Source organism: Bradyrhizobium sp. DN3, assembly GCF_041357655.1.
GTDB lineage: Bacteria > Pseudomonadota > Alphaproteobacteria > Rhizobiales > Xanthobacteraceae > Bradyrhizobium.
In genome coordinates, this window is sequence record NZ_JAULLN010000003.1 from 181,894 (window position 1) to 208,002 (window position 26,109).

The following is a 26,109-nucleotide window of genomic DNA, read 5'->3' on the forward strand; positions in this document are numbered from 1 at the left end:
TTGCGCCTCATTCGTCGTGCTTGCGCACGTCGGAATCACCGAGCTTGTCGACATAGGCGATGCCGAGCGCCGAGACAATGAAGGTGATGTGGATCAGCACCTGCCACATCACGCCGTAGTGTAGCTGGCCCGGTTCGAGCCGAGATTGCCGGCCTCGATGAAGGTGCGCAGCAGCGCGATCGAGGAGATGCCGATGATGGCCATGGCGAGCTTGATCTTCAGCACGCTGGCATTGACGTGGCCGAGCCATTCCGGCTCGTCGGGATGACCCTGGAGGTCGAGCCGCGAGACGAAGGTCTCGTAGCCGCCGACGATCACCATCACGAGCAGGTTGGAGATCATCACGACGTCGATCAGCGCCAGCACGCTCATCATGATCTGCTGCTCGGTGAGGTCGAGCGCGTGCCAGGACAGGTGCCAAAGCTCCTTGAGGAACAGCGCGATGTAGACGCACTGCGCCACGATCAGTCCGAGATAGAGCGGCAGCTGCAGCCAGCGCGAGCCGAAGATGATCATCGGCAGCAGGCCCAGGCGCGGCGAGGGCGGACGGGCTTCGGTGCGGAGTTCGGATTGGAATCCAGTCTCAACCGACATTCAGGCAGGATCCTCGCATCGAGATGATCTCGCTGCCATGTAGCCCGGCAAGATGGCCGGCGGAAGACGGGGCGCGCTACTCGCTATCCAGGGATCGCGCCATTTCGTGCTACGGTGCCGGTCGGCCGTCGCGCGGGCGGCCAGGACCGGGATCAAGATCGGGAGGCGGGGCGTGCTTCGCAGCGGAAAATGGCCGGGCGGGATCGCGCTCGTTGCCGCGATCATGGCCGGCTCCGGCGGCACAGAAGTCTCGGCAACTCCGCTGACCCCGTTCCGCTACGAGGCGCAGGCGCAGCGCCATTGTCCGCACGATCAGGTGGTCTGGCTCGATTTCAGGAAGGGTGTCTACTACACCAGGGGGCAGAAGCGATATCGCCAGGGTTTTGACGGGAGCTTCGTCTGTCTGGGCGAGGCCCGCGACGGCCGCTATCGCCGCTCGCTGTTGGGCCTGCGCTGAGCGGCGCGTGACCGGGGCTCGACGGCGAGCCGGTTATTTCCGGCTCGGCAGCTTCACCGGCACGTGCGGGGAGGTGCTGATGACCCGGGGACTTCCGTCGGGATAGGTGCGATCGCCGCGGATCAGGGATTCAAGGACCAGGAAAAACTTCTCGGCAAGCATGTGAGTCACCCTCGTCGGTGATGGCCTCTTGAAAATAAGTCGAGGCGCCGAACGCGGAAATTCAATCAACTAAACGGGAGCGGGACAATCCGGGCAAACACCTGTTTGCAGCACGGCACGGTCGTCGTCGGGAAAGTGCGACGATCTCGTCCGAGATCAGCCGAAGGCCAGGGCCACAAGGCCCGAGCAGAGCAGGACCAAGCCGCCTGCGGTCAATGCCAGGAAGCCATCGGATACGAGGTCATGGTTGCGCATGGGACACCTGCCGCTCTCGTCCTCGATGCTCGATCGGATCGATTAAAATTGTCCGAACGGGCCGCCTTGAAAGAGGTGATGCTGCCGCCCCGCGCGAGTGCCTTCAGGCCCTCGTGCGGTAACCTTCAAACGCATGGGCCAGGAAGATCCCCGCGCTTACCAGACCCATCAGTGCCGAAACCGTCTCGATCATCGTTAAATTCCACATCCCGCCCTTGCATTCGAGAGAACGCGTGCGGCCTTGCACAGTCAAAAGAATTTCGGTGAGCGGCGTGACAATGGGGGTGGAGTGAGGATTTGGCGCAACAGAATGTCCAGCCTTGGCACAGAGCAGGGCGCCCGCGCTCCGTAGATCAACGGAGGCAAGCGAACGTCCCGTTTACCATCCCGGCGTGATCGCTGTGGGCTCCCCATTTCCGCCGTGTTCGGGTTGCGTTATCGTTACCGCTTCCGATGCGGTGGTGGGCTGCCTCGGATTACAGGGACCGGACGGCGCTCTCCGCGGCTAAAGCGGGATGGGTACGCGCCCGGCGAAATGGTATTTGGGGCGAATGGGGATCCGACGGTCAGATTCGGTTTTGCGGGCCGCGCGCGGTGTTGCGGCGGTCGCGACCTGCCTTGCGCTCGCCAATTGCGCCTCCTCGAACAAGTTCGCCAGCCGCGTCGATCCGAAATACGGCGTGTCCTCGAGCCCAAGGGTCGTGGCCTGGGGCGACCCGGTCCCGAAGGGTGGCGGCACCTACCGCGTCGGCAAGCCCTACGTCGTGGCGGGCCGGACCTATGTGCCGGAGGAGGATGTCAACTATCGCGCCGAGGGCATGGCGTCCTGGTACGGCGATGATTTCCACGGCCGCTTGACGGCCAACGGCGAGGTGTTCGACATGGCCTCGTTGACCGCGGCGCATCCGACCCTGCCGATGCCGTCCTACGCGCGGGTGACCAATATCTCGAACGGCAAGTCGCTGATCGTCCGCGTCAATGACCGCGGGCCCTATCACGGCAACCGGCTCATCGACGTCTCGAACAAGGCCGCCGAACTCCTTGAATTCAAAGGCAATGGCGTCGCCAAGGTCCGGGTCGAATATGTCGGCCGGGCGCCGCTCGAAGGCTCCGACGACCGCCAGCTGATGGCGACCTTGCGCACCGGCATTCCGGCGCCGACGCCCTCGATGGTCCGGGTCGCTTCGGCCAAGCCTTTCGTGCCGGAATTGCCGGCATCGAGCCGCGGTGCCATTCGCGGCGAGGTTCCGATGCCGGAGGGGCGGCCCTACAATCTCGGCAACAGCTCGGCGGATATGGCTTCGCTCTATGCGACCTCGGAAATGTCGGCCTCGAGCCGCAGCCGGGGCCGGGCGCTTCAGAACGCGCGTGCCGTGTCCTATGACGAGGACGGCCGCTACGCGACGGAGAGCGCTCCGTCCGCCGCCTACACCTCGGACGGCGCGGCCGAGGCCCGCAGCATCCTGAGCGGTCGCGGCCTCTACTGAGCCGCGCTTTCCTTCAAGAACGTCACCAGCGCCGCGTTCACCTCCTCGGGCCGCTCCTGCTGCACCCAATGGCCGGCGCCCTCGAGGATCAGCTTGCGCTTCAGCTTGGGCAGCACGCGCTCGAGCTCGTTGACGCGCTTGGCCCCGATCAGGCCGGTGATGACGGCGTCTTTGGAGCCGGCGATGAACAGCGAGGGCTGGTGGATCTGCGCATCCTGCCAGGGGGCCGTCAGCTCCCAATTGCGGTCGATGTTGCGGTACCAGTTCAGCCCGCCGCGGAAGCCGGACTTGCGGAAGCACTCGGTGAAATAGGCGAGATCAGCGTCGTTCAGCCAGCCGGGCAGCGGCCCCTCGGCGCCTGCATGGCCGAGAAAGCCCTTGCCCTCCTGCACGAACATGGCTGCCGAGGGGTCGGCGAGGCCGCGGCCGCCAAGCACGATGCGCATGGTGCGGGCGACGTCGCGCTCCAGCTCGGCTTCGGCGACGCCGGGCGTCTGGAAATACTGCCAGTAGAAATTGGTGATGCCGCCCTGGCGCAGCAAATCGAGCGGCTTGCCGCGGCCGCGGAACGGCGGCGGCACGCTCAGGCCCGCGACCGCCGTGAAGATATCGGGGCGGAACAGCGCCGCGTGCCAGGCGACCGGTGCGCCCCAATCGTGGCCGACCACCATCGCCTTGCTCTCGCCCAGCGCCTGCACGAGGCCGACGACATCGCCGACCGTGTCGAAGATGGAGTAGGCGGCAACATCAGCCGGCGCCGTGCTCTGGCCGTAGCCGCGCATGTCGGGGGCGACGACGTGAAACCCGGCCTCTGCCAACGCCGGGATCTGGTGGCGCCAGGAATAGGACAGTTCCGGCCAGCCATGGCACAGCACCACCAGCGGCCCCTGGCCGGCTTCGCGGATGAAGAGCTCGACCCCGTTGGCCTTGATCATCCGGGTTGAGGACATTCGCTTTTCCGCCTTGTTTCAGGGGTTTGGTCGGGAAATATAAGATGCCACGATAGGGGCGCGAGGAGAATCGTGCAATCTCAGGGACAAGCGTCCAGCTCCGTGTTGTTCGCATCTGTTCCAACTGCTAGAACGCCGCTCTCAGGGCTTGGCCATGGCATTTCGTCCTTCTTTGCTTCGTCGCTCCCGGTTCACCGCCGGTGCGCTGGCGCGCGGGCTGATCGCGGCGGTTCTGGCCGCGGCTATCGGCTCGGGCGGGGCGCTCTACGCCGCCAACCAGAGCGTGCAGGGCGCCAAGAAGGCGGAAGACACGGGCTTCGACGGCGACGCCCCGACTGCGATCCTGATCGAGGCCTCCTCAGGCAGCGTGCTGTTCGAGAAGAACGCCGACGAGCTGCGCGCGCCCTCCAGCATGATGAAGCTGATGACCGCGGAGGTCGTCTTCAACGCCGTCAAGAAGGGCGACATCAAGCTGACCGATGAGTACCGGATCAGCGAGAACGCCTGGCGCAGGGGCGGCGCGCCCTCGGGCGGCTCGACCATGTTCGCCGCCATCAACAGCAAGGTCTCGGTCGACGATCTCCTGCATGGGGCGATCATCCAGAGCGGCAACGATGCCTGCATCGCGCTCGCCGAAGCCATGGCGGGCAACGAGCGGATTTTCGCGGCCGACTTCATGACCAAGCGCGCGCGCGAGCTCGGCCTCACCCGATCGACCTTCGCCAACTCCAACGGCTTGCCGGATCCCGGCAACAAGATGACGGTGCGCGAGCTCGGCATCCTCGCCCGCCACATCATCCTGGACTTCCCCGAATTCTACAAACTGTTCGGCGAAAAGGAGTTTACCTGGAATAAGATCCGCCAGCCCAACCGCAATCCGCTGCTCAATTCGATGGAAGGCGCTGACGGTCTCAAGACCGGCTACACCAAGGAAGGCGGCTACGGCATGGTGGGCTCGGCCGTGCAAAACGGCACGCGCCTGATCGTCGTGGTCAACGGGCTCGACGATCCCGAAGACCGCGCCACGGAAGCCAAGAAGATGCTGGAATGGGGCTTCCGCAATTTCGAGACCCGCGTGCTGATCGCGGCCGAGCAACCCGTCGGCTACGCCAAGGTGTTCGGCGGCGAGAGCCGCTCGGTCAAGCTCGTGGCCAAGACGCCCGTGAAGGTGATGGTGCACAAGAACGGCAGCGACAAGCTGATCGCCCGCATCGTCTATAGCGGCCCGGTGCGCGCGCCGGTCGAGGCCGGCCAGAGGGTCGGCGTGGTCAAGGTCTGGCGCAGCGGCGCCATCGCGGTGGAAACGCCGGTCTATGCTGCCGAAGCGATCGGCACCGGCTCGACTATGCGCCGCGCGATCGACGGCGCCAGCGAGCTCGTGATCGGCATGTTCCGCGCGGGCGCCGAGAAGCTCTGACCATGAGTAAAAGCCCGGTACGGTGGCCGTCTGGACGCGGACGCTTCATCACCTTTGAAGGTGGCGAGGGGGCCGGCAAGTCGACCCAGATCAAGAAGCTCGCCGACCGTCTCAAGGCGGCAAGGATGCGCATCCTCGTCACGCGCGAGCCAGGCGGCTCGCCGGGCGCCGAGATCATGCGTCATCTGGTGCTGTCGGGCATGGGCAAGCTGCTCGGACCCGAAGCCGAGACGCTGCTGTTCGCCGCTGCCCGCGACGATCACGTCCGCACCGTGATCCAGCCCGCGCTCAGCCAAGGCATCTGGGTGCTGTGCGACCGCTTCGCCGACTCGACGCGGGCCTATCAGGGCAGCCTCGGCCGCGTGCCAGATGGCCTGATCAACGCGATGCAGCGCGTCACGATCGGCGATCTCAAGCCGGATCTCACCATCATCCTCGACCTGCCGGTCGAGATCGGCCTGCAGCGCGCGGCCGCGCGCCGCGGCAGCGCCACGCCGGACAGGTTCGAGGGCGAGGATCTCAAGTTCCACCAGGACCTGCGCGACGCCTATCTCAAGATCGCCGCGGAAGATCCCGCGCGTTGCGCGCTGATCGACGCCAATTCCGATCCCGATACGGTTGCCGGGCGTGTCTGGACGGCGCTGCGCGAACGTCTTCTTCCCACGCCCTCTTCGGTGATTTCCGCATGAGCCGGCGTCAGATTGAGCGCGAAACCGCCATTGCGCATCCGCGTGAGACGTCGAGGCTGTTCGGGCATCGCGACGCCGAGACGGCGCTGCTGACCGCCTACCGCAGCGGGCGCATCCCGCATGCCTGGCTGATCGGCGGGCCGCAAGGGATCGGCAAGGCAACGCTGGCCTACCGCATGGCGCGCTTCGTGCTCGCCCATGGCCAGCCGTTGGCGCCGTCCGTGCAGCACGCCCCAGACCTTGCGATCGATCCCGATGACGCCGTGGCGCGGCAGGTTGCGGCGAGCTCGCATGGCGGCCTGTTGACGCTGGAGCGCACCGCGAACGACCGCGGCGTGATGCGCACCGTGATCACCGTCGACGAGACGCGCGAGACGATCGGCTTCTTCGGCTCGACGGCCGCGGCCGAAGGCTGGCGCGTCTGCATCGTCGATACCGTCGACGAGCTCAATCCAAACGCGGCCAACGCACTGCTGAAAATCCTCGAAGAGCCGCCGCAGCAATCGCTGTTCCTGCTCGTGAGCCACGCGCCCGCACGCGTGCTCGCCACGATCCAGTCGCGCTGCCGCAAGCTGCGCCTGCGCCCGCTCGCCACGGACGACGTGATCGGTGCTGCGGCTGCGGCGGCCGACCTCGACCCGAACGATCCCGCGCTGCGCGAGGCGGCGGAGGCCTCCGAGGGCAGTGTCGCGCGGGCGCTGACGCTGCTCGGCGGTGATGCGCTCAAGCTCCAGCAGCGCACGGCAGCACTGCTCGCGCGTCTGCCGCAGGTCGATCCGCGCGAACTGCACACGCTCGGCGATTCGCTCGGCACCAGCGACCGCGTCGCACTTGCCGCCTTCATCGACGGCATCGACCGCTGGATCGCCGAGCGCCTGCATGCGGATGAAGCCAATGCCAACCAGAACCTGCCGCGCCTTGCGCGGCTAGCTGAGGTATGGGAAAAGATCGTCCGCGCCGCGCGCGACACCGAAACCTACAATCTGGAGCGCAAGCCCTTGGTTTTCTCGGTGTTCGGCTGGCTGGCGGACGCAACGCGCTAGAGCATGATCCGGAAAAGCGCGGAGCGGTTTTCCGAAAAGATCATGCGCAAAACAACAACCTGACGCAGGTTCGTTTCCAAATTTTTGAGAAGCCGGTAAAGGAATTCGTCGTGGCAACGCGAGCTAAGAAAACCGCCAAGGGCAAGAGCAGCAAGAAGAAGGCTGCAAAGGTGCTTGCGCGCAAAGCTGCCAAAAAGACCAAGAAGGCAGCCGCTAAGAAGAGCGTGAAGAAGAACGCTGCGAAGACGGCAAAACGGGCTGGCAAGAAGGCTACCAAGAAGCAGGTCGTCGCCAAGAAGGCGGTGAAGAAAGCGGCCAAAAAGCCAGCCAAGGCTCCAGCGAAGAAGGTGGCCAAGAAGGCGAAGGTGACTGCGCCTGCTGCGATCGCAGCGTCGGCTCCTGTCGTCGCGCCGACGAAGGCTGTGAAGCCCAGGGTATCGAAGCCCAAGGAATCGAAAAAGGCGCCGCGTGCGCCGAAGCCCGCCACGGTCGCAGCTCCGCAGGCCACTGCTCACGTTGCCGCGCCCGCGCGCGACAACGTCTTCTACATCACGACGGCGATCGCTTATCCCAATGGCAGCCCGCATATCGGCCACGCCTACGAAGCGATCGCGACCGACGTGCTGGCGCGCTTTGCGCGGCTCGACGGCAAGGACGTGTTCTTCCTGACCGGCACCGACGAGCACGGTCAAAAAATGGTTCAGACGGCCGCCGGTGAGAACATGTCCGTCTCCGCGCTCGCGGCGCGCAATGCCGGCCGCTTCAAGGAGATGGACGAGCGTCTGAACGTGTCGTTCGACCGCTTCATCCGCACCACCGAAGAGCAGCATCATCGCTCCAGCCAGGAGATCTGGCGACGCATGGAAGCGAACGGCGACATCTATGCCGACATCTATTCGGGCTGGTACTCGGTCCGTGACGAGGCGTATTACGCCGAGGACGAGACGCGCCTGAACGATGACGGCGTACGGCTCGGACCGCAGGGCACGCCGGTCGAGTGGGTCGAGGAGAAGAGCTATTTCTTCCGCCTGTCGGCGTACCAGGACAAGCTGCTCAAACTTTATGCGGATCATCCCGATTTCATCGGGCCGGACTCCCGCAAGAACGAGGTGGTGAGCTTCGTCAGAGGGGGGCTGCGCGATCTCTCGATCTCGCGCACCACCTTCGATTGGGGCGTGAAGGTGCCCGGCGACGAAGAGCACGTGATGTATGTCTGGGTCGACGCGCTGACCAACTACATCACCGGCGTCGGCTTCCCCGACGAGAGCGACAACAGCTGGCGCTATTGGCCGGCCGACGTGCACATCATCGGCAAGGATATCATCCGTTTCCATGCGGTGTATTGGCCGGCGTTCCTGATGTCGGCAGGCATTCCGCTGCCAAAGCGGGTCTATGCCCATGGCTTTCTGTTCAACAGGGGCGAGAAGATGTCGAAGTCGGTCGGCAACGTCGTCGATCCCTTCAATCTCGCCGACCAGTACGGCGTCGACCAGATGCGCTATTTCTTCCTGCGCGAGGTGCCGTTCGGCCAGGACGGCAACTACAACCACGAGGCCATTGTCGCGCGCATCAACGCCGATCTCGCCAACGATCTCGGCAACCTTGCGCAACGCTCGTTGTCGATGATCGCCAAGCAGCTCGGCGGCGTGCTGCCGGAGCCCGGCGAGTTCAGCGACAACGACAAGGTGATCCTTGCGATGGCCGACGGCATGATCGCCACGTCACGCGAAGCAATGGCGACGCAGCAGATCCATCACTGGCTCAACTCCGTGTGGGCCGTGGTTGCGGAGGCCAACCGCTATTTCGCGGGCGAAGCGCCGTGGGCGCTCGCCAAGACCGATCCTGTCAGGCAGAAGACGGTGCTCTATGTCACCGCCGAAGTCGTGCGCCAGATCGCGATCCTGGCCCAGCCGGCGATGCCGACCGCCTCGGGATTGCTGCTCGACAGCCTCGGCATCCCCGCAGCCGAGCGCAACTTCGCGGCGCTCGGTGGCACCTCGCGCATCGCTCCGGGCTCGACGCTGCCTGCGCCGAAACCGGCGTTCCCGCGCTACATCGAGCCGGCGGCCTGAAGGCGGTCGCGCGATGTTGGTCGACAGTCACTGCCACCTGGATTTTCCGGACTTCGCGGAAGATCTCGACGGGATCGTGTCGCGTGCGCGTGCGGCCGGCGTCAAGCGCATGGTCACGATCTCGACGCGGGTGCGGAAGCTGCAAGATCTCGTCAACATCGCCGAGCGCTATGACGATGTCTATTGTTCGGTAGGCACTCATCCGCACAACGCGGATGAGGAGGACGGCATCGCGCCGGATGAGCTGATCGCGCTGACTCAGCATCCCAAGGTCGTCGCGCTCGGCGAAGCCGGGCTCGATTATTTCTACGACAACGGCTCGCCGGAGGCGCAGGCGAGGGGCTTTCGCGCCCACATCGCTGCCGCCCGCGCCACCGGCCTGCCGCTGGTGATCCACACCCGCGAAGCGGACGAGGATTGTGCCCGCATCCTAGAGGAGGAGGCCGGACGCGGATCGTTTCGCGCGGTGCTGCATTGTTACACCGGCGGGCGTGAGCTGGCGCTGAAGGCGGTTTCGCTTGGGCTCTATATCGGCTTCACGGGTATCCTGACCTTCAAGAAGTCGGAGTCCCTGCGCGCGCTTGCGGCCGAACTGCCGCCAGATCGTATTCTGGTTGAAACAGACTCGCCCTATCTTGCGCCCGGAAAATTCCGCGGCAAACGCAACGAGCCGGCCTATGTGGTCGAGGTTGCAAAGGTGCTCGCTGAGGCGCGCGGCGTGTCGTTGGATGAGATCTCGCGCCAGACCACCGAAAACTTCTTCCGTCTGTTCTCAAAGGTGAAGGCTTCAGGAGACGCATGACGCTGACGCTGACGATCCTGGGCTGCGGCTCCTCCGCCGGCGTGCCGCGCCCGGCGCTCGGCTGGGGCGCCTGCGATCCCAACAATCCCAAGAATCGCCGTCGCCGCTGCTCCCTGCTGGTCGAACGAAAATCCGAGCACGGCACCACACGCATCGTGATCGACACGTCGCCGGACCTGCGCGAGCAGTTGCTTTCGACCAATGTCGACCACATCGACGCGGTGTTCCTGACCCACGAGCACGCCGATCAGACCCATGGCATGGACGACCTGCGCTCGGTCGTCATGCATATGCGACGCCGCATCCCGACCTACTTCAACCTGTCGACCGCCAAGGACATCATGGCGCGGTTCTCCTACTGCTTCATCTCGCCGGAGGGCAGCGACTATCCGCCGATCCTGACGCGGCATTCGATCGAGGCGGGCGAAAGCCAGACCATCCTGGGGAAGGGCGGCGCGGTGACCATGACCGCCTTCCTGGTGCAGCACGGCAACATTCCCGCGCTCGGCTACCGCATCGGGGATGCCGCCTACACACCGGACCTCAACGACATCCCGCGCGAGAGCTGGGGCGCATTGGAAAATCTGGACCTCTGGATCGTCGACGGCCTGCGCTACACCAATCATGTCAGCCATTTCAGCATCAACGATGCGCTGTCGTGGATCGAGCGTTTCAAGCCGAAGCGTGCGGTCATTACCAACATGACCGCCGACGTCGATTACGAGGTCATCAGGCAGTCGCTGCCTACGGGCGTGGTACCGGCCTATGACGGGCTGCGGCTGGAGACGCACTAAACCCGCGGTGGAAATTCTCTTGCCAGGCGGCATACGCCTTGCTTGCGCCGGCCCCATCATGTTGATCTAACGTCTGAAAGACAGGCGTTTGACAGGGCGATATTCAAGCAGGACCGGGACCGGATGTGCAGTCGCCGGGTCGGTTGAATCGCCTCGTGCGAGGATGGGGATTGCGTTTGGCAGGCGACGATGTAGCGGCTCGGGGACTGGTGCGACGTGCTCTGGATCTCCTTTATCTCGGCGCGGGCTACGCCGCGGGCGTCTTCCTTGTTGCGATCTTTGCAATCATGATGGTCATGTCGGTCGGGCGTCAGTTTGCGATCAACATTCCCGCAGGCGACGATTTCGCGTCCTGGTGCATGGCTGCAATGGCTTTCCTCGGCCTCGCGCACACCTTCAAGCGCGGAGAGATGATCCGCGTCGGCCTGCTGCTGGAGCATCTGCACGGCCGGACCAAGCAGGTCGCGGAGATCGTCGCGCTGGGCATTGCCACCGCGTTCATCCTCTATTTCACCCGGCATGCCGTGCAGATGACCTACGATTCCTGGCGCTTCAACGACGTGGCGCAGGGCGTCGTCGCGCTTCCGCTCTGGATTCCGCAGCTTGGCTTTGCCGGCGGCCTTGCGATCCTGTCGATCGCGCTGATCGATGAAATGGTCAATGTCGTCGGCGGCAACCGGCCGAGCTACGAGAAGGGCTCGCCGGACGAGACGCCCGACGAGTTCATCGAGCGCATCTCGCAGGGCGGCGGAGGTTGACCATGGCCAATCTCGGCATGATCGAGCTGTCGTTCGTCCTGCTCGGCGTCATGATCCTGCTGCTGGGCAGCGGCGTCTGGATCGCGGTCTCGCTCGGGCTGGTCGGCTTCGTGGCGATGGCGCTGACCACGAGCCTGCCACTCGGCTCGGTGCTTGCAACCACCACCTGGAGCGCAAGCTCGTCCTGGACGCTGGCCGCGCTGCCGTTGTTCATCTGGATGGGAGAGATTCTTTTCCGCACCAAATTGTCGGAGGAAATGTTCCGCGGTCTGTCGCCCTGGGTGCAGTGGCTGCCGGGGCGGTTGACGCATGTGAATGTGATCGGCTGCGGCATCTTTGCGGCGGTGTCGGGCTCGTCGGCCGCGACCTGTGCGACCATCGGCAAGATCGCGCTGCCGGAACTCGACAAGCGTGGCTACGACAAGGGCCTGAGCCTCGGCTCGCTCGCGGGCTCCGGCACGCTCGGCCTCTTGATTCCGCCGTCGATCCCGATGGTGGTCTATGCGGTCACGGCGAACGTCTCCGTGCTTCAAGTGTTTCTCGGCGGCTTCCTGCCGGGCGTGCTCGTGATTGTGCTCTATTCCGGCTACATCATCATCTGGTCGCTGCTCAACCCGAAGAAGATTCCCCCGCGCGATCCGCCGATGCCATTCCGGCAGAAGCTCCGCGAGTCGGGCAAGCTCGCGCCCTGCCTGCTATTGATCCTGGCGGTCTTCCTTTCGCTCGTTCTCGGCTTTGCGACAGCGACCGAATGCGCCGCATGGGGTGTCTCGGGCGCGCTGCTGCTGGCGTGGTGGAGCGGCACGCTCACGCGCAAGAATTTCCTCGAGAGCATCATGAGCGCGACGCGCCTGACCTGCATGATCATGCTGATCCTGGCAGGCGCGGCCTACACCACGGCTGCGATGGCCTATACGGGTATTCCGGCGGCGCTCGCCACCTGGGTCCAGGGGCAGCAGCTCACACCAAGCATGCTCGCCCTCTATCTCAGCATCATGTACATCATCCTGGGATGCCTGATCGACGGCATCTCGATGATCGTCCTGACCGCCGTCATCGTGCTGCCCATGGTCAAGCAGGCTGGCCTCGATCTGGTCTGGTTCGGCGTCTATCTCATCATCCACGTCGAGATGGCGCAGATCACGCCGCCGGTCGGTTTCAACCTGTTCGTGCTCCAGAACATGAGCGGCCGCGATACGTTCACCGTCGCGCGGGCGGCATTTCCATTCTTCATTCTGCTGCTAGCCGCCGTGTTCATCATCACGGAGTATCCGCAGATCGTGATGTTCTTGCCCAAGCTTGCTTTCCCAGACTGACATACCGCTTTTCAAATTGACTGTGAGGAGAAGCCCGATGATCTCTCGTTTAGTCCGCGCATCCTTGATCGCCGGCGTCGTGATGGCCGCGACACCTGCTTTGGCCCAGACCAAATGGAATTTGCCGGCAGCGTATCCTGCCGACAATCCGCACTCCGAAAATCTGGTCGCCTTCGCCAAGGACGTCGAGGCCGCCACGTCCGGTAAGCTCCAGATCACGGTTCATCCGGGCGCCTCGCTGTTCAAGGCGCCCGACATCAAGCGCGCCGTGGTGACCGGGCAGGCGCAGATGGGCGAGGTGCTGCTGTCGATCCACGAGAACGAGGACCCGCTCTTCGGCGTCGACGTCGTGCCGTTCCTCGCGACCAGCTTCCCCGACGCGATGAAGCTGTATCAGGCCTCCAAGCCTGCGATCGCCAAGAAGCTCGATGCGCAGGGTCTCAAGCTGCTGTTCGTCGTGCCCTGGGCGCCGCAGGGCGTCTACGTCAACAAGCCGCTGACGACGATCGAGGACATGAAGGGCTTGAAGTGGCGCGCCTACAATGTCGGTACCGCGCGCATCGGCGAACTGGTCGGCGCGCAATCGGTCACGATCCAGGCTGCCGAACTGCCGCAGGCGCTTGCGACCGGCGTCGTGAACTCCTTCATGTCGTCGGGCGGCACGGGCTATGACGCGAAGGCTTGGGAGTCGCTCAAATACTTCTATGACGTGCAGGCCTGGATTCCGAAGGACTACACCTTCGTCAACAAGGCCGCGTTCGAGGCACTCGACAAGCCGACCCAGGAAGCCATCCTCAAGGCAGCCGCGACGGCGGAAACCCGCGGCTGGAAGGCCTGGCAGGACAAGAGCACCTGGTACATCGAACAGCTCAAGGCCAAGGGCATGACGGTGGAGCCGCCGAGCCCCGCGCTGAAGGCCGGCTTCCAGAAGATCGGTGAGCAGCTCACCGCCGACTGGCTCAAGAAGGCCGGGCCCGACGGCCAGGCGCTGATCGACGCCTACAAGAAGATGTGAGACTGGCGAGGCCTTCCGCTCACCGCTTTCCGGCGCGTGGGCGGAAGTCTTCTCCTCGATCTCGCGGCAACCTCACCATGCGTAACGCAGCATGGCCTTGCCGGTATAGGACTGCACGAGGCTCGACACCTCGCTGTCGAAGTTCGCCGTGGCGGACCAGCCGTTGAGGTCGCGCAGCTCGATCGCAACGCCCGTGAGCGCCGCGTTCGGCGCCAAAGCCGTACCGCCGACGATGACGCCTTGGCCGGGCAGGGACTGGAACGCAGCTGGGATCGATTGTCCCGCGCTGAAATCATGCGCCCAGGCGAGCCGACCGCGCAGGCTCAGCACACTTCCCAACAAGACAAAGGACGTGCTCGTGCGCAGGCCGAGCTCGGTGCGGCTGTCCGTGAAGCCGTCGCTGCCGGACGTGCTCTGCAACGCATTGGCCGTGGAGGGCGGCTGCGCGATATTGGATGGGAGGCGGAAGGTGGTGATTTGCGCCGCCGCATAGGGCGTGATGCCGAGCCAGGGCGTGGCAAAACGATAGCCGCCTTCGAGGCGGCCGGAATAGGTGTTGGCGTTGATCGCGGCATTGAGCTGCCCCGTGCCGGCCGGCGTCACCTGATAGTCGCCGGTGATGGCCTGCCAGCCATAGGCGAGTGCGGTCGCGACATAAGCCGAACCGGTCATGTGTCTGACGAAGGCGCCGGCCTGGAACAGATCGGAGCGGCCGCTGGAAAAATTGTTGGCAAAGCCGGTGCCGCCGCCGGCGAGCGCAAAGCCCATCCGTGTCTGCGGCGAGAGAGAGTAGTCGGCACCGGCTACGGTGCCGAAACTGCGGCTGGCCGAGCCGCTGCCGCCGGTCGAGACCTGCGAGCCACCGAAGCTGGCAGCCCAGACGCTCCATTGCGAGGCGGCGAGCGAAGGCCTGCCGTAGATCGCCCCATAGGCCTCGCGTCCGATGCCGCCATGCGTCAGGTCGTTTCCGATCTCGGCGTAGGCTGCAAGCTCTGCATCGAACTCAGCCGGGCCGATACCGCGGCCCTCGACGGCAGGATTGAGCAGGGTCTGCGTGAACTGCGTCATCGCGAGGAACGTGGCCTGTGCCGTCTCGGGCTGCACGGCGCGATCGGCGCCGCCGCCGAAGACCCGCCGCATGCCGAACCGCGCCGGATCGGTCAGGCCCGGCGGTTCGGCGTTCCAGCCGTAGGCTGGCGGAATGCCGCCGCCATTGCCAAATCCGGCCCCCGAGAAACCCGGCGGCTGCGAGCCGCCAAATGCAACGCCTGCGGGATTATTGAAGCCACCCGGAGCATTCGGCCCGCCAGGCCCAGGTCCCAGCGCGCCCGCGAAGGCGCCGAACTCGCGCATGGCCTGCGCGGCGGCCGCGTTGGGCAGCAACAGTCCAGCCGTCAATAGCAGCAGCGTCAGACGCGCAGGCGCGTCCGCACTCACGACACCAACCGCATGAAGCGCCCCAACCGCACCGGTCGCCGGCCGCGCAGCCCTGCGCGGCGAATCATCTGGAAGCGGCGAATCCGACGACGCGGAATCGTAAATGCGTCTCTAACGTTTTCCAATCTTTTCCTGTCGTGTCTCGATGTCGTCGAGGCTGCGCGCTCGGTTTCCGACAACGCACAATCGCCGCGCAGACGCAGCTTATGTTTCCCGATATTTCTGAAGCCTCGATCGGCTCAGGCCGAGATCGCCTTCGCTGATCCGACTTCGCTGCGCAGCAGGAATTTCTGGATCTTGCCGGTCGAGGTCTTCGGGATCGGCCCGAACACGACCGCCTTGGGCGTCTTGAAGCCGCTCATCTGCGATCGGCAGAACGCGATGATCTCGGCTTCGCTCGCGCTGGCGCCGTCCTTCAGCTCGACGAAGGCGCAGGGCACCTCGCCCCATTTCGGATCGGGCTTGGCGACCACGGCGGCGAACAGCACGGCCGGATGCTTGTAGAGGATGTCCTCGACCTCGACGGAGGAGATGTTCTCGCCGCCGGAAATGATGATGTCCTTGGAGCGGTCCTTGATGATGACGTAGCCGTGCTCGTCGAGCACGCCGAGGTCACCGGTGTGAAACCAGCCGCCCTCGAAGGCTTCCTTGGTCGCCTTCTCGTTTCTGAGATAGCCCTTCATCACGATGTTGCCGCGGAACATGACCTCGCCGATGGTCTCGCCGTCGCGCGGCACCTCTTGCATCGTCTGCGGATTGATGACGGTGACGTCTTCCTCGAGCGGGTAGGGCACGCCCTGCCGGCGCTTCATGCGCGCGCGTTCGGCGGGCGGAAGCTCGTCCCAGCCGGGTTGCTCGGCGCAGACGGAGGCGGGGCCGTAGACCTCGGTCAGCCCGTAGACATGCGTCAGCTTGATGCCGATGCTTTCGGCGCCTTCGAGCACGGCGACCGGCGGCGCGGCGCCTGCGATCAGGCCGACGACGCGACGGGCAGCGTTGCCTTTGGGCGCATCGGGCGCGTTGATCAGCGTGTTGTAGACGATCGGAGCGCCGCACATGTGGGTGACGCCGTGCTGTCTGATCAGCTCGAAGATTTTGGTCGGCTCGACCTTGCGCAGACAGACATTGACGCCGGCGGCCGCCGCAACGGTCCAGGGGAAGCACCAGCCGTTGCAGTGGAACATCGGCAGCGTCCAGAGATAGACCGGATGCTGACCGAGATTGCCGGCGAGGATGTTGCTGACGGCATTGAGATAGGCGCCGCGATGATGAGTGACGACGCCCTTGGGATTTCCCGTGGTGCCCGAGGTGTAGCTCAGCGCGATCGCGTCCCATTCGTCGGTCGGCAGGACCGCGATGAAACTCGGGTCTCCGAGCGCGAGCGCCGCCTCATATTCGATCTCGCCGATGCGCTTGCCGCCCTTGAAGGCGGCATCGTCGACGTCGATCACGAACGGCTTTGGCCCGGTCATCTGTGCGAGTGCGTCGGTGATGACGCCGGAGAATTCCGGATCGACCAGGATGATCTTGGCCCCGCCATGGTCGAGCTGGAACGCGATCGAGGGCGCATCGAGACGGATGTTGAGCGCGTTGAGCACGGCACCCGTCATGGGGACGGCGAAATGCGCCTCGTTCATCGCTGGGATGTTCGGCAGCATCGCCGCCACGGTGTCGCCGACGCCAATGCCCTTGCCGGCGAGATAAGAGGCAAAGCGGCGGCAGCGCTCATGAGTCTGCGCCCAGGTGAAGCTGCGGCCCTCATAGACCGTGCTGACGAGATCGGGATACACCGCAGCGCTGCGCGCGAGGAAGCTCAGCGGGCTCAGCGGCACATAGTTGGCGGGGGTCTTGTCGAGGCCGATATTGTACTGGTTCTGCCGCTCACTCATCGACACCTCCTGAAAACGCCTCAAAGGAATCCGATCGAAATCCAGGGGAAGATCGCGACGATGATCAATCCCACCAGCAGCGCCAGCAGATAGCCCCAGATCGGCCTGATGCCTTCGGCCGGATCGACGCGTCCGATGGCGCAGGCGGCATAATAGCCGACGCCGAAGGGTGGGGCGAATAGCCCGATACCCATGGCGAGAATGATCACCATGGCGTAGTGCACCTCGTGCACGCCGACGGCGCGGGCGATCGGGAACAGCAGCGGCCCGAACAGCACGATCGCCGGGATGCCCTCGAGCACGCTGCCGAGAATGGTGAAGGCCAGGATCGAGACGGCGATGAAGGTTGCGGCTCCCCCGGGCAACCCCGTCATGGCCGCCGCCAGCGAGCGCGAGAAGCCTGATTGGGTCAGGCCCCAGGCCATGCCGGTCGCCGTGCCGATGATCAGCAGGATCGCGCCCGACAGCGCTGCGGTCTCGACCAGCATCGGAAACAGCCGCCGCCAGTCGAAGCGGCGGTACACCAGAAGGCCGACCAGGGCGCCATAGACGATGCCGATGGTGGACACTTCGGTGGCGGTCGCGATGCCCTCGACGACGGCGTAGCGGATCACGAAGGGCAGCGCGAGCGCGGGCAGGGCGACGATGAAGGTCTTGCCGATCTCGGATGCCGTGGCGCGGCGGACGTGGCTCATGTCCTCGTGGCGGTAGCGCCACCACACCAGCATGCAGAGCGTGATTGCGAGCACCACGCCGGGCAATAGGCCGCCGGTGAAGAGGGCGGCGATCGACACGCCCGTGACCGAGCCGATCGTGATCAGCACGAGGCTCGGCGGAATGGTCTCGGTTTGAGCGCCCGTCGCGGCAAGAAGCGCGACGAGATCGCCGGGCTTGGCGCCGCGCTGCTTCATCTCCGGGAACAGCACGGGCGCGACCGCCGCCATGTCGGCCGCCTTGGCGCCGGAGATGCCGGACACCAGGTACATGGCGCCGACCAGCACGTAATGCAGCCCGCCGCGGACATGCCCGAGCAGGCTCGCCAGGAACGCCACCATGGCCCGCGCCATGCCGGTCATCTCGATCAGGAGCCCCAGGAACACGAACAGCGGCACCGAGAGCAGGATGAGATGGCTCATGCCCTCGTCCATCCGCCCGACCAGCACCATCACCGGCGTCCGCGTTGTCAGCGCCAGATAGCCGAAGATCGCGAGGCCGAAACCGAACGCAATGGGAACGCCGGCAAACACACAGAAGCCGGCGACGCCGACGAAGAAGATGACGAGGTTGAGATTGCCGAGCGGCCGCAGCGACGGCTCCGCCAGCCAGAATGCGCCGATCAGGACCGCAACCGACAGCACCGCGGCCGCGACGATCCGGTAATCGGCGGCGCGCAGCAGCCGCAGCAAGGCGAACGCCGCCATCAGGCTGATGCCGGCCGGCAGTGCGGTAGCGCGCCACATATTCGAGATCTGCAGCGCCGGTGTGGTGATGTAGCTCTCTTCGTAAGCATAGTCGCAGGACGGCCAGACGATCAGCGCCAGGAACGCCAGCGCCGCGCAGGTTGCGACCAGATCGAGATAGGCCCGCATCGCCGGCCTGGCGCTGGCCACGACCGCGGTCATGCGCATGTGCTCGGAGCGGCGGAACGCGACCGCCGCACCCAGCATGGCGAGCCACAGGAACAGGATCGAGGCGAGTTCGTCCGACCAGATCAGCGGCCGGTGCAAGCCGTAGCGCGCAACCACGCCGGCAAACAGGATCACGATCTCGGCGACGACCAGGATCGCCGCCGGGAGCTCCACGAGAAGGCCGAGTGCGCGCTCCGTTGAGGCCAGCAGCGAAGGTCGGCGAGGGGACTGAACAGTCGCCTCGCCCGCCACTTCGATCACCTCGACCTCGACATGAGCCATGACGCGGCCTGCGCGTTACGACAGCTTGCCCACCGCCTTTTCCAGGAGGTCCCAGGCCTGATCGCCGTATTTGCCCTTCCACTCGGCATAGAAGCCGGCGGACCGCAGCTTGTCGCGGAACGGCGCCACGGCCGGCTGGTTGAAGGTCAGGCCCTTGGTCGCGAGCTCCTGCTGGAGGTTGGCGTTGAGCTTGGCGGTGTCCGCGCGCTCGTTGACCGCGGCGGCGTTGATGTTCTTGGCGACGATGGTGCGCACGTCCTGCGGCAGCTTTTCCCAGGCTCTGCGGTTGGCCAGGAACCAGAAACCGTCCCACATGTGGTTTGTCAGCGAGCAGTACTTCTGCACCTCGTAGAGCTTTGCGGTCGAGATGATCGCCAGCGGGTTCTCCTGGCCCTCGACGATCTTGGTCTGGAGCGCTGAATAGACCTCGCTGAAATTGATCGAGGCGGGCGCCGCATCGAACGCCTTGAACATCGAGGTCCACAGCGGCGACACCGGCACGCGGATCTTGAAGCCCTTGAGATCGTCCGGACCGGTGATCGGCTTGGTCGACGACGTGGTCTGGCGGAAGCCGTTGTCCCAGATCTTGTCCATGACCTCGAGGCCGGCCTTCTTGATCTCGCCGCGGACATGGGCGCCGAGATCGCCGTCCATGGCCTTCCAGACCGTGTCGTAGTCCGGGAACGCGAAGCCGATGCCGTTGATCGACGCCGCCGGCACCAAGGTCGACAGGATCAGGCCCGACAGCGTGAAGAACTCGACGCCGCCGGAGCGGATCTGGCTCAGCATGTCGGTGTCGGAGCCGAGCTGGTTGTTCGGGAAGATCTGGAGGTCGAACTTGCCGTTGGTCTCGCTCTTGATCGCGGCCGCCATCTCCTTGGCGCGCACGTTCAGCGGATGAGTGTCCGGCAGGTTGTTGGCGTATTTGTAGGTGAACTCGGCGCTCTGGGCGCGGGCCACATGGGGCGCACCGAGGCCGCCCAGAACCGCGGTCGCGGCGGAGGCCTTGAGAAGCGTGCGTCGGGAAAAGCTCATGGGTCTGCTTCCTCGGAAGGTTTGTTGTTGTTCTGAGATGCAAACCTATACGGACGTCAGGTCAGAAGGTCATCTGCGATCTCGCGAGGCCTCGCTTATTGCAGCCGGACAAGGTCACGGCAATATCGGCTTTCGGAGAGATGGGGCCGACAAAAAATGCGAAAACAACCCCATGCACAGTAGCCGTCAAAGAGCTGGGAGAGCCACCCAGCGCCAGCCCGTAACTGGCCTGGAGCGAAGGTGCAGTGAGAGGAATTGCATCTAAATATCTGATCTAATTGTATATAAAAATATTCCATAATATACCTTATGCGAATTATGGGTATGAACATGGCAAGCAGTTCCCCAAGCTGGTGCGAACCCTACTTCCGGGCCTAGCATCGGGAGCCAACTGACCATTCGGCTGTTAGTCGGATGCTCGCGGACAGGAATTGCAGGAGATCAAATCGCCGCAGCCATGGGAGAGTCGTCATGCAGGAGACCGCTGCCCGCGCCACTGCCTCGCGTGTCATTCCGTTCGATGCTGCCAAGCTCGACCGTCTCATGGAGGACGCCGGCCTCGACGTGTTGGTTGCGACCTCCAAGCACAATGTGCAGTACCTGTTAGGCGCTGAGCGGGCGATCTTCTTCGACTACATGGATGCGCTCGGCGTCAGCCGCTATTTGCCGGTCCTGGTCTATCCCAAGGGCGCACCCGAGAAAGCGATCTATGTCGGCCACCGGCTGGAGGCCCATCAGCGCACGGTCGCGCCGCCATGGGTTCCGCAGCTCCGGGCCGAATCCAATGGGTCAGTCGATGCGATCACGCGGGCCGCAGATCTGATCCGGGATGCTGGCGTGTCCTTGCGGCGCGTCGGAGTCGAGATGGCGTTCCTGCCGATGGATGCTGGCCGGGCACTGGCCGACGCCCTGCCCGGTGCCGAGCTCAAGGACGCCGTCGTGGTGCTGGAGCGGCTGCGGGCGGTCAAGTCGGCGGAGGAATTGGCGAAGCTCAAGACCGCGTCCGAGCTCGTCGTCGCATCCATGCTGGCGGTGATCGCCGGCCACGGTCGGGGCACGACCAAGCAGCAATTGGCGGATGCGTTGCGCCTCGCCGAAGCCAACCGCGGACTGACCTTCGAATATTGCCTGCTCGCCTGCGGCAGCAGCCACAACCGGGCGCCATCGTCGCAGCACTGGGAGCAAGGCGAGGTGCTGTCGTTGGACTCCGGCGGCAATTATCACGGCTATATCGGCGATCTCGCGCGCATGGCCGTATTGGGCAAGCCGGATGCCGAGTTGAAGGACTATCTGGCCGAAATCGAGGCGGTCCAGCGCGCCGCCTTTGCCGCGGTCCGGCCGGGCGCCATGGGCGGCGACATCTACGTCGCGGCCGAGCGGCAGCTCGCCCAGATCACCCAGCGCGACTGCACCGATTTCCTGGCCCACGGCATGGGCCTCGTCAGCCACGAGGCCCCTCGCCTGACCGCCAAGGGCCCTGTTCCCTACGACGACACCGACGCCCGCCAACCGCTCGAAGCCGGCATGGTGGTGTCGATCGAGACCACGATGAAGCATCCGACGCGCGGCTTCATCAAGCTCGAGGACACGGTCGCGGTGACGCCGACGGGATACGAGATTTTTGGCGAAGGCGGCCGCGGGTGGAATCTCGGCGGCAACGCGCTTTAGCGTAGCGGCAGCTGATCGAGCTGGCTCTGCGTCTTCTTGACGACGGCTGCGAGCCAGCTCTGCCTCGGTGCTTTCTTGGCGAAGCATGCGGGTTAGGACAACTCGCTGAGGGACAGGGCGAGCGGATCGTCGATGCTCACCGCCTCCGCTGGCCTGAATGGCCGACGGCGGTGCCCCACCCTCGACCACTTCTGCGCGCGACCAGGATGCCGTTTCGATTCGAGTCGGGCAACTTTCGGTCTGCGAACCGCGAAGGAAAGTTCGGAGATTGTGAGCCAGTTCATAGAAGCAAGGGCGCCCGGAGCCGCAGAGTTGGATCGCTCTATTGCTCGAAGTGACGGTGCGACCGAAAGGCCCGCGTCAAATTCCATGACCGCACCGGAAATAGCCAAATTGCATGTTTGCGAAGGAAAAAGCGTAATCGTTGTATTTTAGCGCGGGCGCAACGAAGGGCCGCTCGCACCCGGGGAGGCAGAGACATGCGTCGGGATTTGACAATCAAGACCGGCAGCATGGCCGGGACGTCGGATTTCAGGGTGATGGCTCCGATCAAGAAGGGGTTCGTGCCGTCCCTGGATGCGACCACGTACAAGACGCGTGTCAAATACGTGTTGCGGGCGCTGAATGGCGGACGTGCCAGCGCGTATGAATACGAGCTCGCCCGCGTCCTGTCCGACTCCGTGGACCGCGTCGGACGCATACACTCGGTGGGCATCGCCGTGCTCGAACCCGAGGACGACTCCGTGGATGCCGTGGACTATGTGCTGCTGACCGCGACGTTCGACGGCTCCTGGGAAGCCTATGTCCGCGTCATCTGGCAGAAGGCCGCGCGGCTGCTCGACCTCATCTTCTGCAATACCGAGGGCTATTGGCTCGGTCACGAGAACACTTACGAGAACTGGGGCATCTGGCTCAAGAGCATGCAGACCGAAGCCTATTTCCTCTATGCCACCCCCGACCTGACCGTGGATGACACACGTTTCCTGCGGATGGAGGAGCGGGTCTATCGGCGCGCCTCGGGCGACGGCGCCGATCGGATCGTCACGCGGGCCAGGATTCCGTCGCCGGAAGACATTGCGCGACGCTCGATATTCGAGGTCGACGGCCAGATCGGTGTCGATCCGACCAATGCCGGCTTCAGCAAACCGCTCACCATCGAAGCCGCCGGCCGGCCTCCGTTTCACCACGGCATACGCGCGCTGGCGGGGCTCTACCATCTGGCCGACTTCTATCCGCCGGGGACGCATGACGGGGTGGTTCTGCATCGGGCCGCCCACGAGCTGCTGCCGGAATTCGTCACCATGATCAACAACCCTACCTACGCGGAAGGCGTCAAGCGCGCCCGCCGGCGCTATGAAGAGGCCCTGCGCTGGTTGATGACGCCGCCCGACGTCGCGCCGGTACGGCGCAACCTGCCGCTCGCCCTGCCGAACAAACCGCTGTTGCAGGATCCCGGCAACGTGCAAGGCGGGATTCTGACCGCCTACAATTCAGATCACGGCTGCCTGCTGCTGTTGCAGTTCGCCAATCCGGCCGCACTGGCGGCATTTCTCGGCGTCCTGCAGGCGACGGTGACATCCGAAGCCGACGTTCTGACGCCAGGGCAGATCGTCACCAACATCGCATTCACGATCGAGGGGCTGCGTCACGCCGGCCTGTCCGACGAAGAGGTGCGCTCACTGCCGGAAGAATTCGTGCAGGGCATGGAAAGACGCGCCGGCCTGCTCGGCGACGTGCGCTGGAATCATCCCCAGCGATGGCGACTTCCGGCAAGCAACTGGGCGCTCGGGATCAACGCGCCGGACCTGCGCGAAGACGATCCGGCGCCGCGCATCAGCATGAGCTCGGTCCATGCCGTCCTTCAGCTCCGCCTGTTGCTGTCCAAGGATACGCAGACGACGGCGGATGCGAGAAATGCGTTGATGGCCGAAATGAACCGCCTGGTCGACGTGGATGCGGGTGTCAGGCCGCTCTCGATTCAGTGGATGCAGCGGCAGCGCGATGAGTCCTCCGGCATCATGCAGGACCATTTTGGTTTCGCCGACGGTAGTTCGAACCCGGTGCTGCGCGAGGACCAGGCCGGCAGGCGCTATTCCAATCAGGTGCATCTCGGTGAGATTCTGTGCGGCTACCCGAACCTCGCCGACGAGACGGCGCCGCTCGGCGACGCGACCAATCGTGCTCACGCGATGCTCCGCGACGGCAGCTTCATGGCGCTGCGTAAACTGCGACAAGATGTCGAGCAGCTCGAGGATGTCCTGTCCCGCGCTACGCGACAGGCAACCGAGACGGCCGGACCGGACGCACCTGCCCTGACGCGCGAGACGCTGATGGCCAAGATGATGGGACGCTGGCCGACCGGCCATCCCCAGGCCGGCCAACCGCTGACCCCTACTCCGCCCCCCGACGAGCAGTGCAACGACTTCAACTACGACGCCGATCCGCAGGCCCAACTGTGCCCGTATCACGCGCACATACGGCGCGCCAATCCGCGCGCCTCGATCACCAAGGCGGATGCCGGCGCCCGGCCCCCACGGATCGTCAGGCGCGGCATGTCTTACGGTCCGCCTGTCAAGCGTGACGACCCGCAACCCGCCAAATCCGCCCTGCAACAGGAGCGCGGCCTGGTTTTCATGGCCTACAATGCCAGCCTCGGCGAGCAGTTCGAGGTAGTGCAGAGCTGGCTCGCTCGCGGCAACAGCTCGGGTTCGTCCTCGGGGGTAAGCGATCCTTTCCTCGGCCTCGCCGAGCCTGGTCGGCTCCGACATTTTCGTTTCGAGCATAGAGGCCAGACGGTCCGCGTGGCGCTGGACGGCTCGGACCGGCTCCACGACGAACCCCGTCCGTTCGTACGTCTGGAATGGGGAGCGTATTTCTTTGCGCCATCGAAGAAGGCGCTTGCCGATCTGCAGCAATGGGCGGCCAGCCAGGGGCGCAAACCGGCAGTGGTGTGGAGCGTGGAGCAGGGGGAAAAGGAGATCGCGCGTCTGCGCCTGATCGAGAGCCGGCAGGGCGAAGCCGCGGGGATGGCCGCGTGGAAGACGGCGCTCGAAGATCCGGATTCCGCCTCGCATTTCGTCAACGCGTCAATTTGGGCTGCGATCCGCGAGCGCCACAGCGGCGCGCTCCGCACGCCCTTCGGGGTCTTGGTGGCCGACCGCGACATGGTCTCCCAGGTCTTTGCCGATTCCGACACCAAGCTGACCATCACCGGCTACCTTCCCCGCATGCTGCGGTCGTTCGGCATCCTCTATCTTGGCCGCGACGCCGGGCAGCCAGACGAAGTCTACGAGCATGAATCCGCAGCCTGCAACGCTGCGATCATGGCCCTCGACCAACCCGCCGCATTCGAGCTGGCGCGCGCGGTCACACAGAAGGTGCTGGGCTTCATGGTCAAGCAGACGATTGGTTATGCCGCCGAGGACGGCGAAGCGAGCTGGGAACTGACCGTCGACGTGCACGAATTGGTGGATCCGCTGCTCGCCACCTTCTGCGAAGCATGGTTCGGATTGAGCGAAGAGGGGGGCCATTTTCGCCGCGTCGGCTATCGCTGGGATTGGAAGCCGGGCGAGCCGCCCGGTTATCCCGGCCATTTCCTCTCCCCTTCGCGCTACATCTTCCAGCCGCATCCGAACAAGACAGTGGAGGCGGTCGGTGCGGCTCATGGCGAGGCTGCGCGCCGTGCCATGGAAAGTTTCCTGAAGCAGTTCGGGCCGACAAACGGACCAGTCACGAAGGCGGTTTATAACTCGCCGCGCGGAACGGGCGACATACCCTTCGTGGCGCGCACGATCGCCGGCGCCATGATGGGTTTCATTCCGACTGTCGACGGAAACCTGCGCAGGATATTGAACGAATGGCTGCGCGAAGGCACGCTGTGGGCGTTGCGCGCTCGCTATGCCGGCACCGTGGCGGAGAACTACACCGACGCCCTCAACCGGCTGAGAGACGACTTCATCCCAACCATGCAACTGCGTGCGGTGCCCGAACTGATCTGGCGGACAGCCATCGTTTCGCACACCATCGGAGATGTCGAGATCAGGCCGGGAGACGTCATCGTCGCCGGCGCGGTTTCCGCCACCCAGCAAAATCTCGCCGAAGGTCGTCAGGACATCTATCACGCCTTCGGCGGCAACCGCAGGGTCGTGGGGCATCCCACGCATTCATGTCCCGGAGCAGACCCGGCACTGGCAGTGATGCTGGGTTTCTTCAGCGCACTGGTGGAGACGCCGCTACCCCTGCGCGCCGGCCCCATTCCCATGAGCCTGACGATGGACGGAAGGGTTGCCGCGCCGCCGAGCCCACCTCAACCCTAGAGGCGTATAAGGCGGAATGGGTTTGCACATGCCCAGACAATCA

Annotated in this window: 19 protein-coding genes and 1 pseudogene; 13 read left to right on the forward strand and 7 right to left on the reverse strand. The window is 64.6% G+C overall.

What is annotated here, in order from left to right; genetic code table 11:
* Positions 1-7 precede the first annotated feature (7 nt).
* A pseudogene (locus tag AAE027_RS06220) lies at positions 8-594 on the reverse strand (TIGR00645 family protein).
* Positions 595-817: 223 nt separating this feature from the next.
* On the opposite strand from AAE027_RS06220, the gene AAE027_RS06225 reads away from it, so the two are divergent.
* A complete protein-coding gene (locus tag AAE027_RS06225; protein WP_370987480.1) occupies positions 818-1,051 on the forward strand; it encodes a hypothetical protein in 234 nt (77 codons plus the stop codon).
* A gap of 33 nt (positions 1,052-1,084) precedes the next feature.
* Here AAE027_RS06225 and AAE027_RS06230 read toward each other — a convergent pair whose 3' ends face one another.
* The gene (locus tag AAE027_RS06230) at positions 1,085-1,213 is read right to left on the reverse strand and encodes a hypothetical protein (protein ID WP_256465491.1); all 129 of its coding nucleotides are present in this window, start codon (positions 1,211-1,213) and stop codon (positions 1,085-1,087) included.
* 806 nt (positions 1,214-2,019) lie between these two features.
* On the opposite strand from AAE027_RS06230, the gene AAE027_RS06235 reads away from it, so the two are divergent.
* Positions 2,020-2,955 carry a septal ring lytic transglycosylase RlpA family protein gene (locus tag AAE027_RS06235; RefSeq protein WP_370987314.1) on the forward strand — a complete coding sequence of 312 codons (936 nt, stop codon included), beginning with the start codon at positions 2,020-2,022 and terminating at the stop codon, positions 2,953-2,955.
* Here the strand turns inward: AAE027_RS06235 and AAE027_RS06240 are convergent.
* A complete protein-coding gene (locus AAE027_RS06240; RefSeq protein WP_370987315.1) occupies positions 2,949-3,905 on the reverse strand; it encodes an alpha/beta fold hydrolase in 957 nt (318 codons plus the stop codon). The genes AAE027_RS06235 and AAE027_RS06240 overlap by 7 nt on opposite strands.
* Before the next feature lie 154 nt (positions 3,906-4,059).
* Between AAE027_RS06240 and AAE027_RS06245 the strand changes: the two genes are divergently transcribed.
* The 9 genes from AAE027_RS06245 to AAE027_RS06285 all read left to right on the forward strand — a co-directional run bounded on the left by AAE027_RS06245 (position 4,060) and on the right by AAE027_RS06285 (position 13,811).
* A complete protein-coding gene (locus tag AAE027_RS06245; protein ID WP_370987317.1) occupies positions 4,060-5,322 on the forward strand; it encodes a D-alanyl-D-alanine carboxypeptidase family protein in 1,263 nt (420 codons plus the stop codon).
* 2 nt (positions 5,323-5,324) lie between these two features.
* Entirely contained in the window at positions 5,325-6,011 is a 687-nt protein-coding gene (gene tmk / locus AAE027_RS06250; protein WP_128933889.1) for a dTMP kinase, read from the forward strand.
* A complete protein-coding gene (locus tag AAE027_RS06255; protein WP_370987319.1) occupies positions 6,008-7,054 on the forward strand; it encodes a DNA polymerase III subunit delta' in 1,047 nt (348 codons plus the stop codon). The genes tmk and AAE027_RS06255 overlap by 4 nt, the downstream gene beginning before the upstream one ends.
* 110 nt (positions 7,055-7,164) lie before the next feature.
* Positions 7,165-9,126 carry a methionine--tRNA ligase gene (gene metG / locus AAE027_RS06260; protein ID WP_370987320.1) on the forward strand — a complete coding sequence of 654 codons (1,962 nt, stop codon included), beginning with the start codon at positions 7,165-7,167 and terminating at the stop codon, positions 9,124-9,126.
* 13 nt (positions 9,127-9,139) lie between these two features.
* Positions 9,140-9,928: a TatD family hydrolase gene (locus AAE027_RS06265; protein ID WP_370987321.1), complete on the forward strand. Its 789-nt coding sequence runs from the start codon at positions 9,140-9,142 to the stop codon at positions 9,926-9,928.
* A complete protein-coding gene (locus AAE027_RS06270) occupies positions 9,925-10,722 on the forward strand; it encodes an MBL fold metallo-hydrolase (protein ID WP_370987322.1) in 798 nt (265 codons plus the stop codon). Before AAE027_RS06265 ends, AAE027_RS06270 begins: the two co-directional genes overlap by 4 nt.
* Positions 10,723-10,931: 209 nt before the next feature.
* A complete protein-coding gene (locus tag AAE027_RS06275) occupies positions 10,932-11,480 on the forward strand; it encodes a TRAP transporter small permease (protein ID WP_245473404.1) in 549 nt (182 codons plus the stop codon).
* Between the two features lie 2 nt (positions 11,481-11,482).
* A complete protein-coding gene (locus tag AAE027_RS06280) occupies positions 11,483-12,796 on the forward strand; it encodes a TRAP transporter large permease (protein ID WP_128941684.1) in 1,314 nt (437 codons plus the stop codon).
* A 37-nt stretch (positions 12,797-12,833) separates the two neighbouring features.
* On the forward strand, positions 12,834-13,811 hold the full coding sequence (locus tag AAE027_RS06285) for a TRAP transporter substrate-binding protein (protein WP_370987323.1): 978 nt from the start codon (positions 12,834-12,836) through the stop codon (positions 13,809-13,811).
* Between the two features lie 72 nt (positions 13,812-13,883).
* Here AAE027_RS06285 and AAE027_RS06290 read toward each other — a convergent pair whose 3' ends face one another.
* From AAE027_RS06290 to AAE027_RS06305, 4 genes are all read right to left on the reverse strand, one after another.
* Positions 13,884-15,248: an autotransporter outer membrane beta-barrel domain-containing protein gene (locus AAE027_RS06290; protein ID WP_370987325.1), complete on the reverse strand. Its 1,365-nt coding sequence runs from the start codon at positions 15,246-15,248 to the stop codon at positions 13,884-13,886.
* Between the two features lie 239 nt (positions 15,249-15,487).
* Complete coding sequence (locus AAE027_RS06295) at positions 15,488-17,137, reverse strand: acyl-CoA synthetase (RefSeq protein WP_370987326.1); 1,650 nt, start codon at positions 17,135-17,137, stop codon at positions 15,488-15,490.
* Positions 17,138-17,157: 20 nt separating this feature from the next.
* Entirely contained in the window at positions 17,158-19,047 is a 1,890-nt protein-coding gene (locus AAE027_RS06300; protein WP_370987327.1) for a TRAP transporter large permease, read from the reverse strand.
* A 15-nt stretch (positions 19,048-19,062) separates the two neighbouring features.
* On the reverse strand, positions 19,063-20,082 hold the full coding sequence (locus AAE027_RS06305; RefSeq protein ID WP_091895472.1) for a TRAP transporter substrate-binding protein: 1,020 nt from the start codon (positions 20,080-20,082) through the stop codon (positions 19,063-19,065).
* Positions 20,083-20,553: 471 nt separating this feature from the next.
* Between AAE027_RS06305 and AAE027_RS06310 the strand changes: the two genes are divergently transcribed.
* Together AAE027_RS06310 and AAE027_RS06315 are read left to right on the forward strand one after the other, a co-directional pair.
* Complete coding sequence (locus AAE027_RS06310) at positions 20,554-21,750, forward strand: M24 family metallopeptidase (protein ID WP_370987328.1); 1,197 nt, start codon at positions 20,554-20,556, stop codon at positions 21,748-21,750.
* A gap of 512 nt (positions 21,751-22,262) precedes the next feature.
* Positions 22,263-26,066, forward strand: a complete 3,804-nt coding sequence (locus tag AAE027_RS06315; RefSeq protein WP_370987329.1) for a Dyp-type peroxidase — start codon at positions 22,263-22,265, stop codon at positions 26,064-26,066.
* Positions 26,067-26,109 lie beyond the last annotated feature (43 nt).

Excerpts from the sequence above, each read along its gene's own strand:
- AAE027_RS06305 (WP_091895472.1), bottom strand. The coding sequence starts at position 20,082 with ATGAGCTTTTCCCGACGCACGCTTCTCAAGGCCTCCGCCGCGACCGCG.
- AAE027_RS06315 (WP_370987329.1), top strand. The coding sequence starts at position 22,263 with ATGGCCGGGACGTCGGATTTCAGGGTGATGGCTCCGATCAAGAAGGGG.
- AAE027_RS06280 (WP_128941684.1), top strand. The coding sequence starts at position 11,483 with ATGGCCAATCTCGGCATGATCGAGCTGTCGTTCGTCCTGCTCGGCGTC.
- AAE027_RS06235 (WP_370987314.1), top strand. The coding sequence starts at position 2,020 with ATGGGGATCCGACGGTCAGATTCGGTTTTGCGGGCCGCGCGCGGTGTT.
- AAE027_RS06300 (WP_370987327.1), bottom strand. The coding sequence starts at position 19,047 with ATGGCTCATGTCGAGGTCGAGGTGATCGAAGTGGCGGGCGAGGCGACT.
- tmk (WP_128933889.1), top strand. The coding sequence starts at position 5,325 with ATGAGTAAAAGCCCGGTACGGTGGCCGTCTGGACGCGGACGCTTCATC.
- AAE027_RS06230 (WP_256465491.1), bottom strand. The coding sequence starts at position 1,213 with ATGCTTGCCGAGAAGTTTTTCCTGGTCCTTGAATCCCTGATCCGCGGC.
- AAE027_RS06270 (WP_370987322.1), top strand. The coding sequence starts at position 9,925 with ATGACGCTGACGCTGACGATCCTGGGCTGCGGCTCCTCCGCCGGCGTG.
- AAE027_RS06295 (WP_370987326.1), bottom strand. The coding sequence starts at position 17,137 with ATGAGTGAGCGGCAGAACCAGTACAATATCGGCCTCGACAAGACCCCC.
- AAE027_RS06285 (WP_370987323.1), top strand. The coding sequence starts at position 12,834 with ATGATCTCTCGTTTAGTCCGCGCATCCTTGATCGCCGGCGTCGTGATG.
- AAE027_RS06255 (WP_370987319.1), top strand. The coding sequence starts at position 6,008 with ATGAGCCGGCGTCAGATTGAGCGCGAAACCGCCATTGCGCATCCGCGT.
- AAE027_RS06225 (WP_370987480.1), top strand. The coding sequence starts at position 818 with ATGGCCGGCTCCGGCGGCACAGAAGTCTCGGCAACTCCGCTGACCCCG.
- AAE027_RS06310 (WP_370987328.1), top strand. The coding sequence starts at position 20,554 with ATGCAGGAGACCGCTGCCCGCGCCACTGCCTCGCGTGTCATTCCGTTC.
- AAE027_RS06240 (WP_370987315.1), bottom strand. The coding sequence starts at position 3,905 with ATGTCCTCAACCCGGATGATCAAGGCCAACGGGGTCGAGCTCTTCATC.
- AAE027_RS06265 (WP_370987321.1), top strand. The coding sequence starts at position 9,140 with ATGTTGGTCGACAGTCACTGCCACCTGGATTTTCCGGACTTCGCGGAA.
- AAE027_RS06245 (WP_370987317.1), top strand. The coding sequence starts at position 4,060 with ATGGCATTTCGTCCTTCTTTGCTTCGTCGCTCCCGGTTCACCGCCGGT.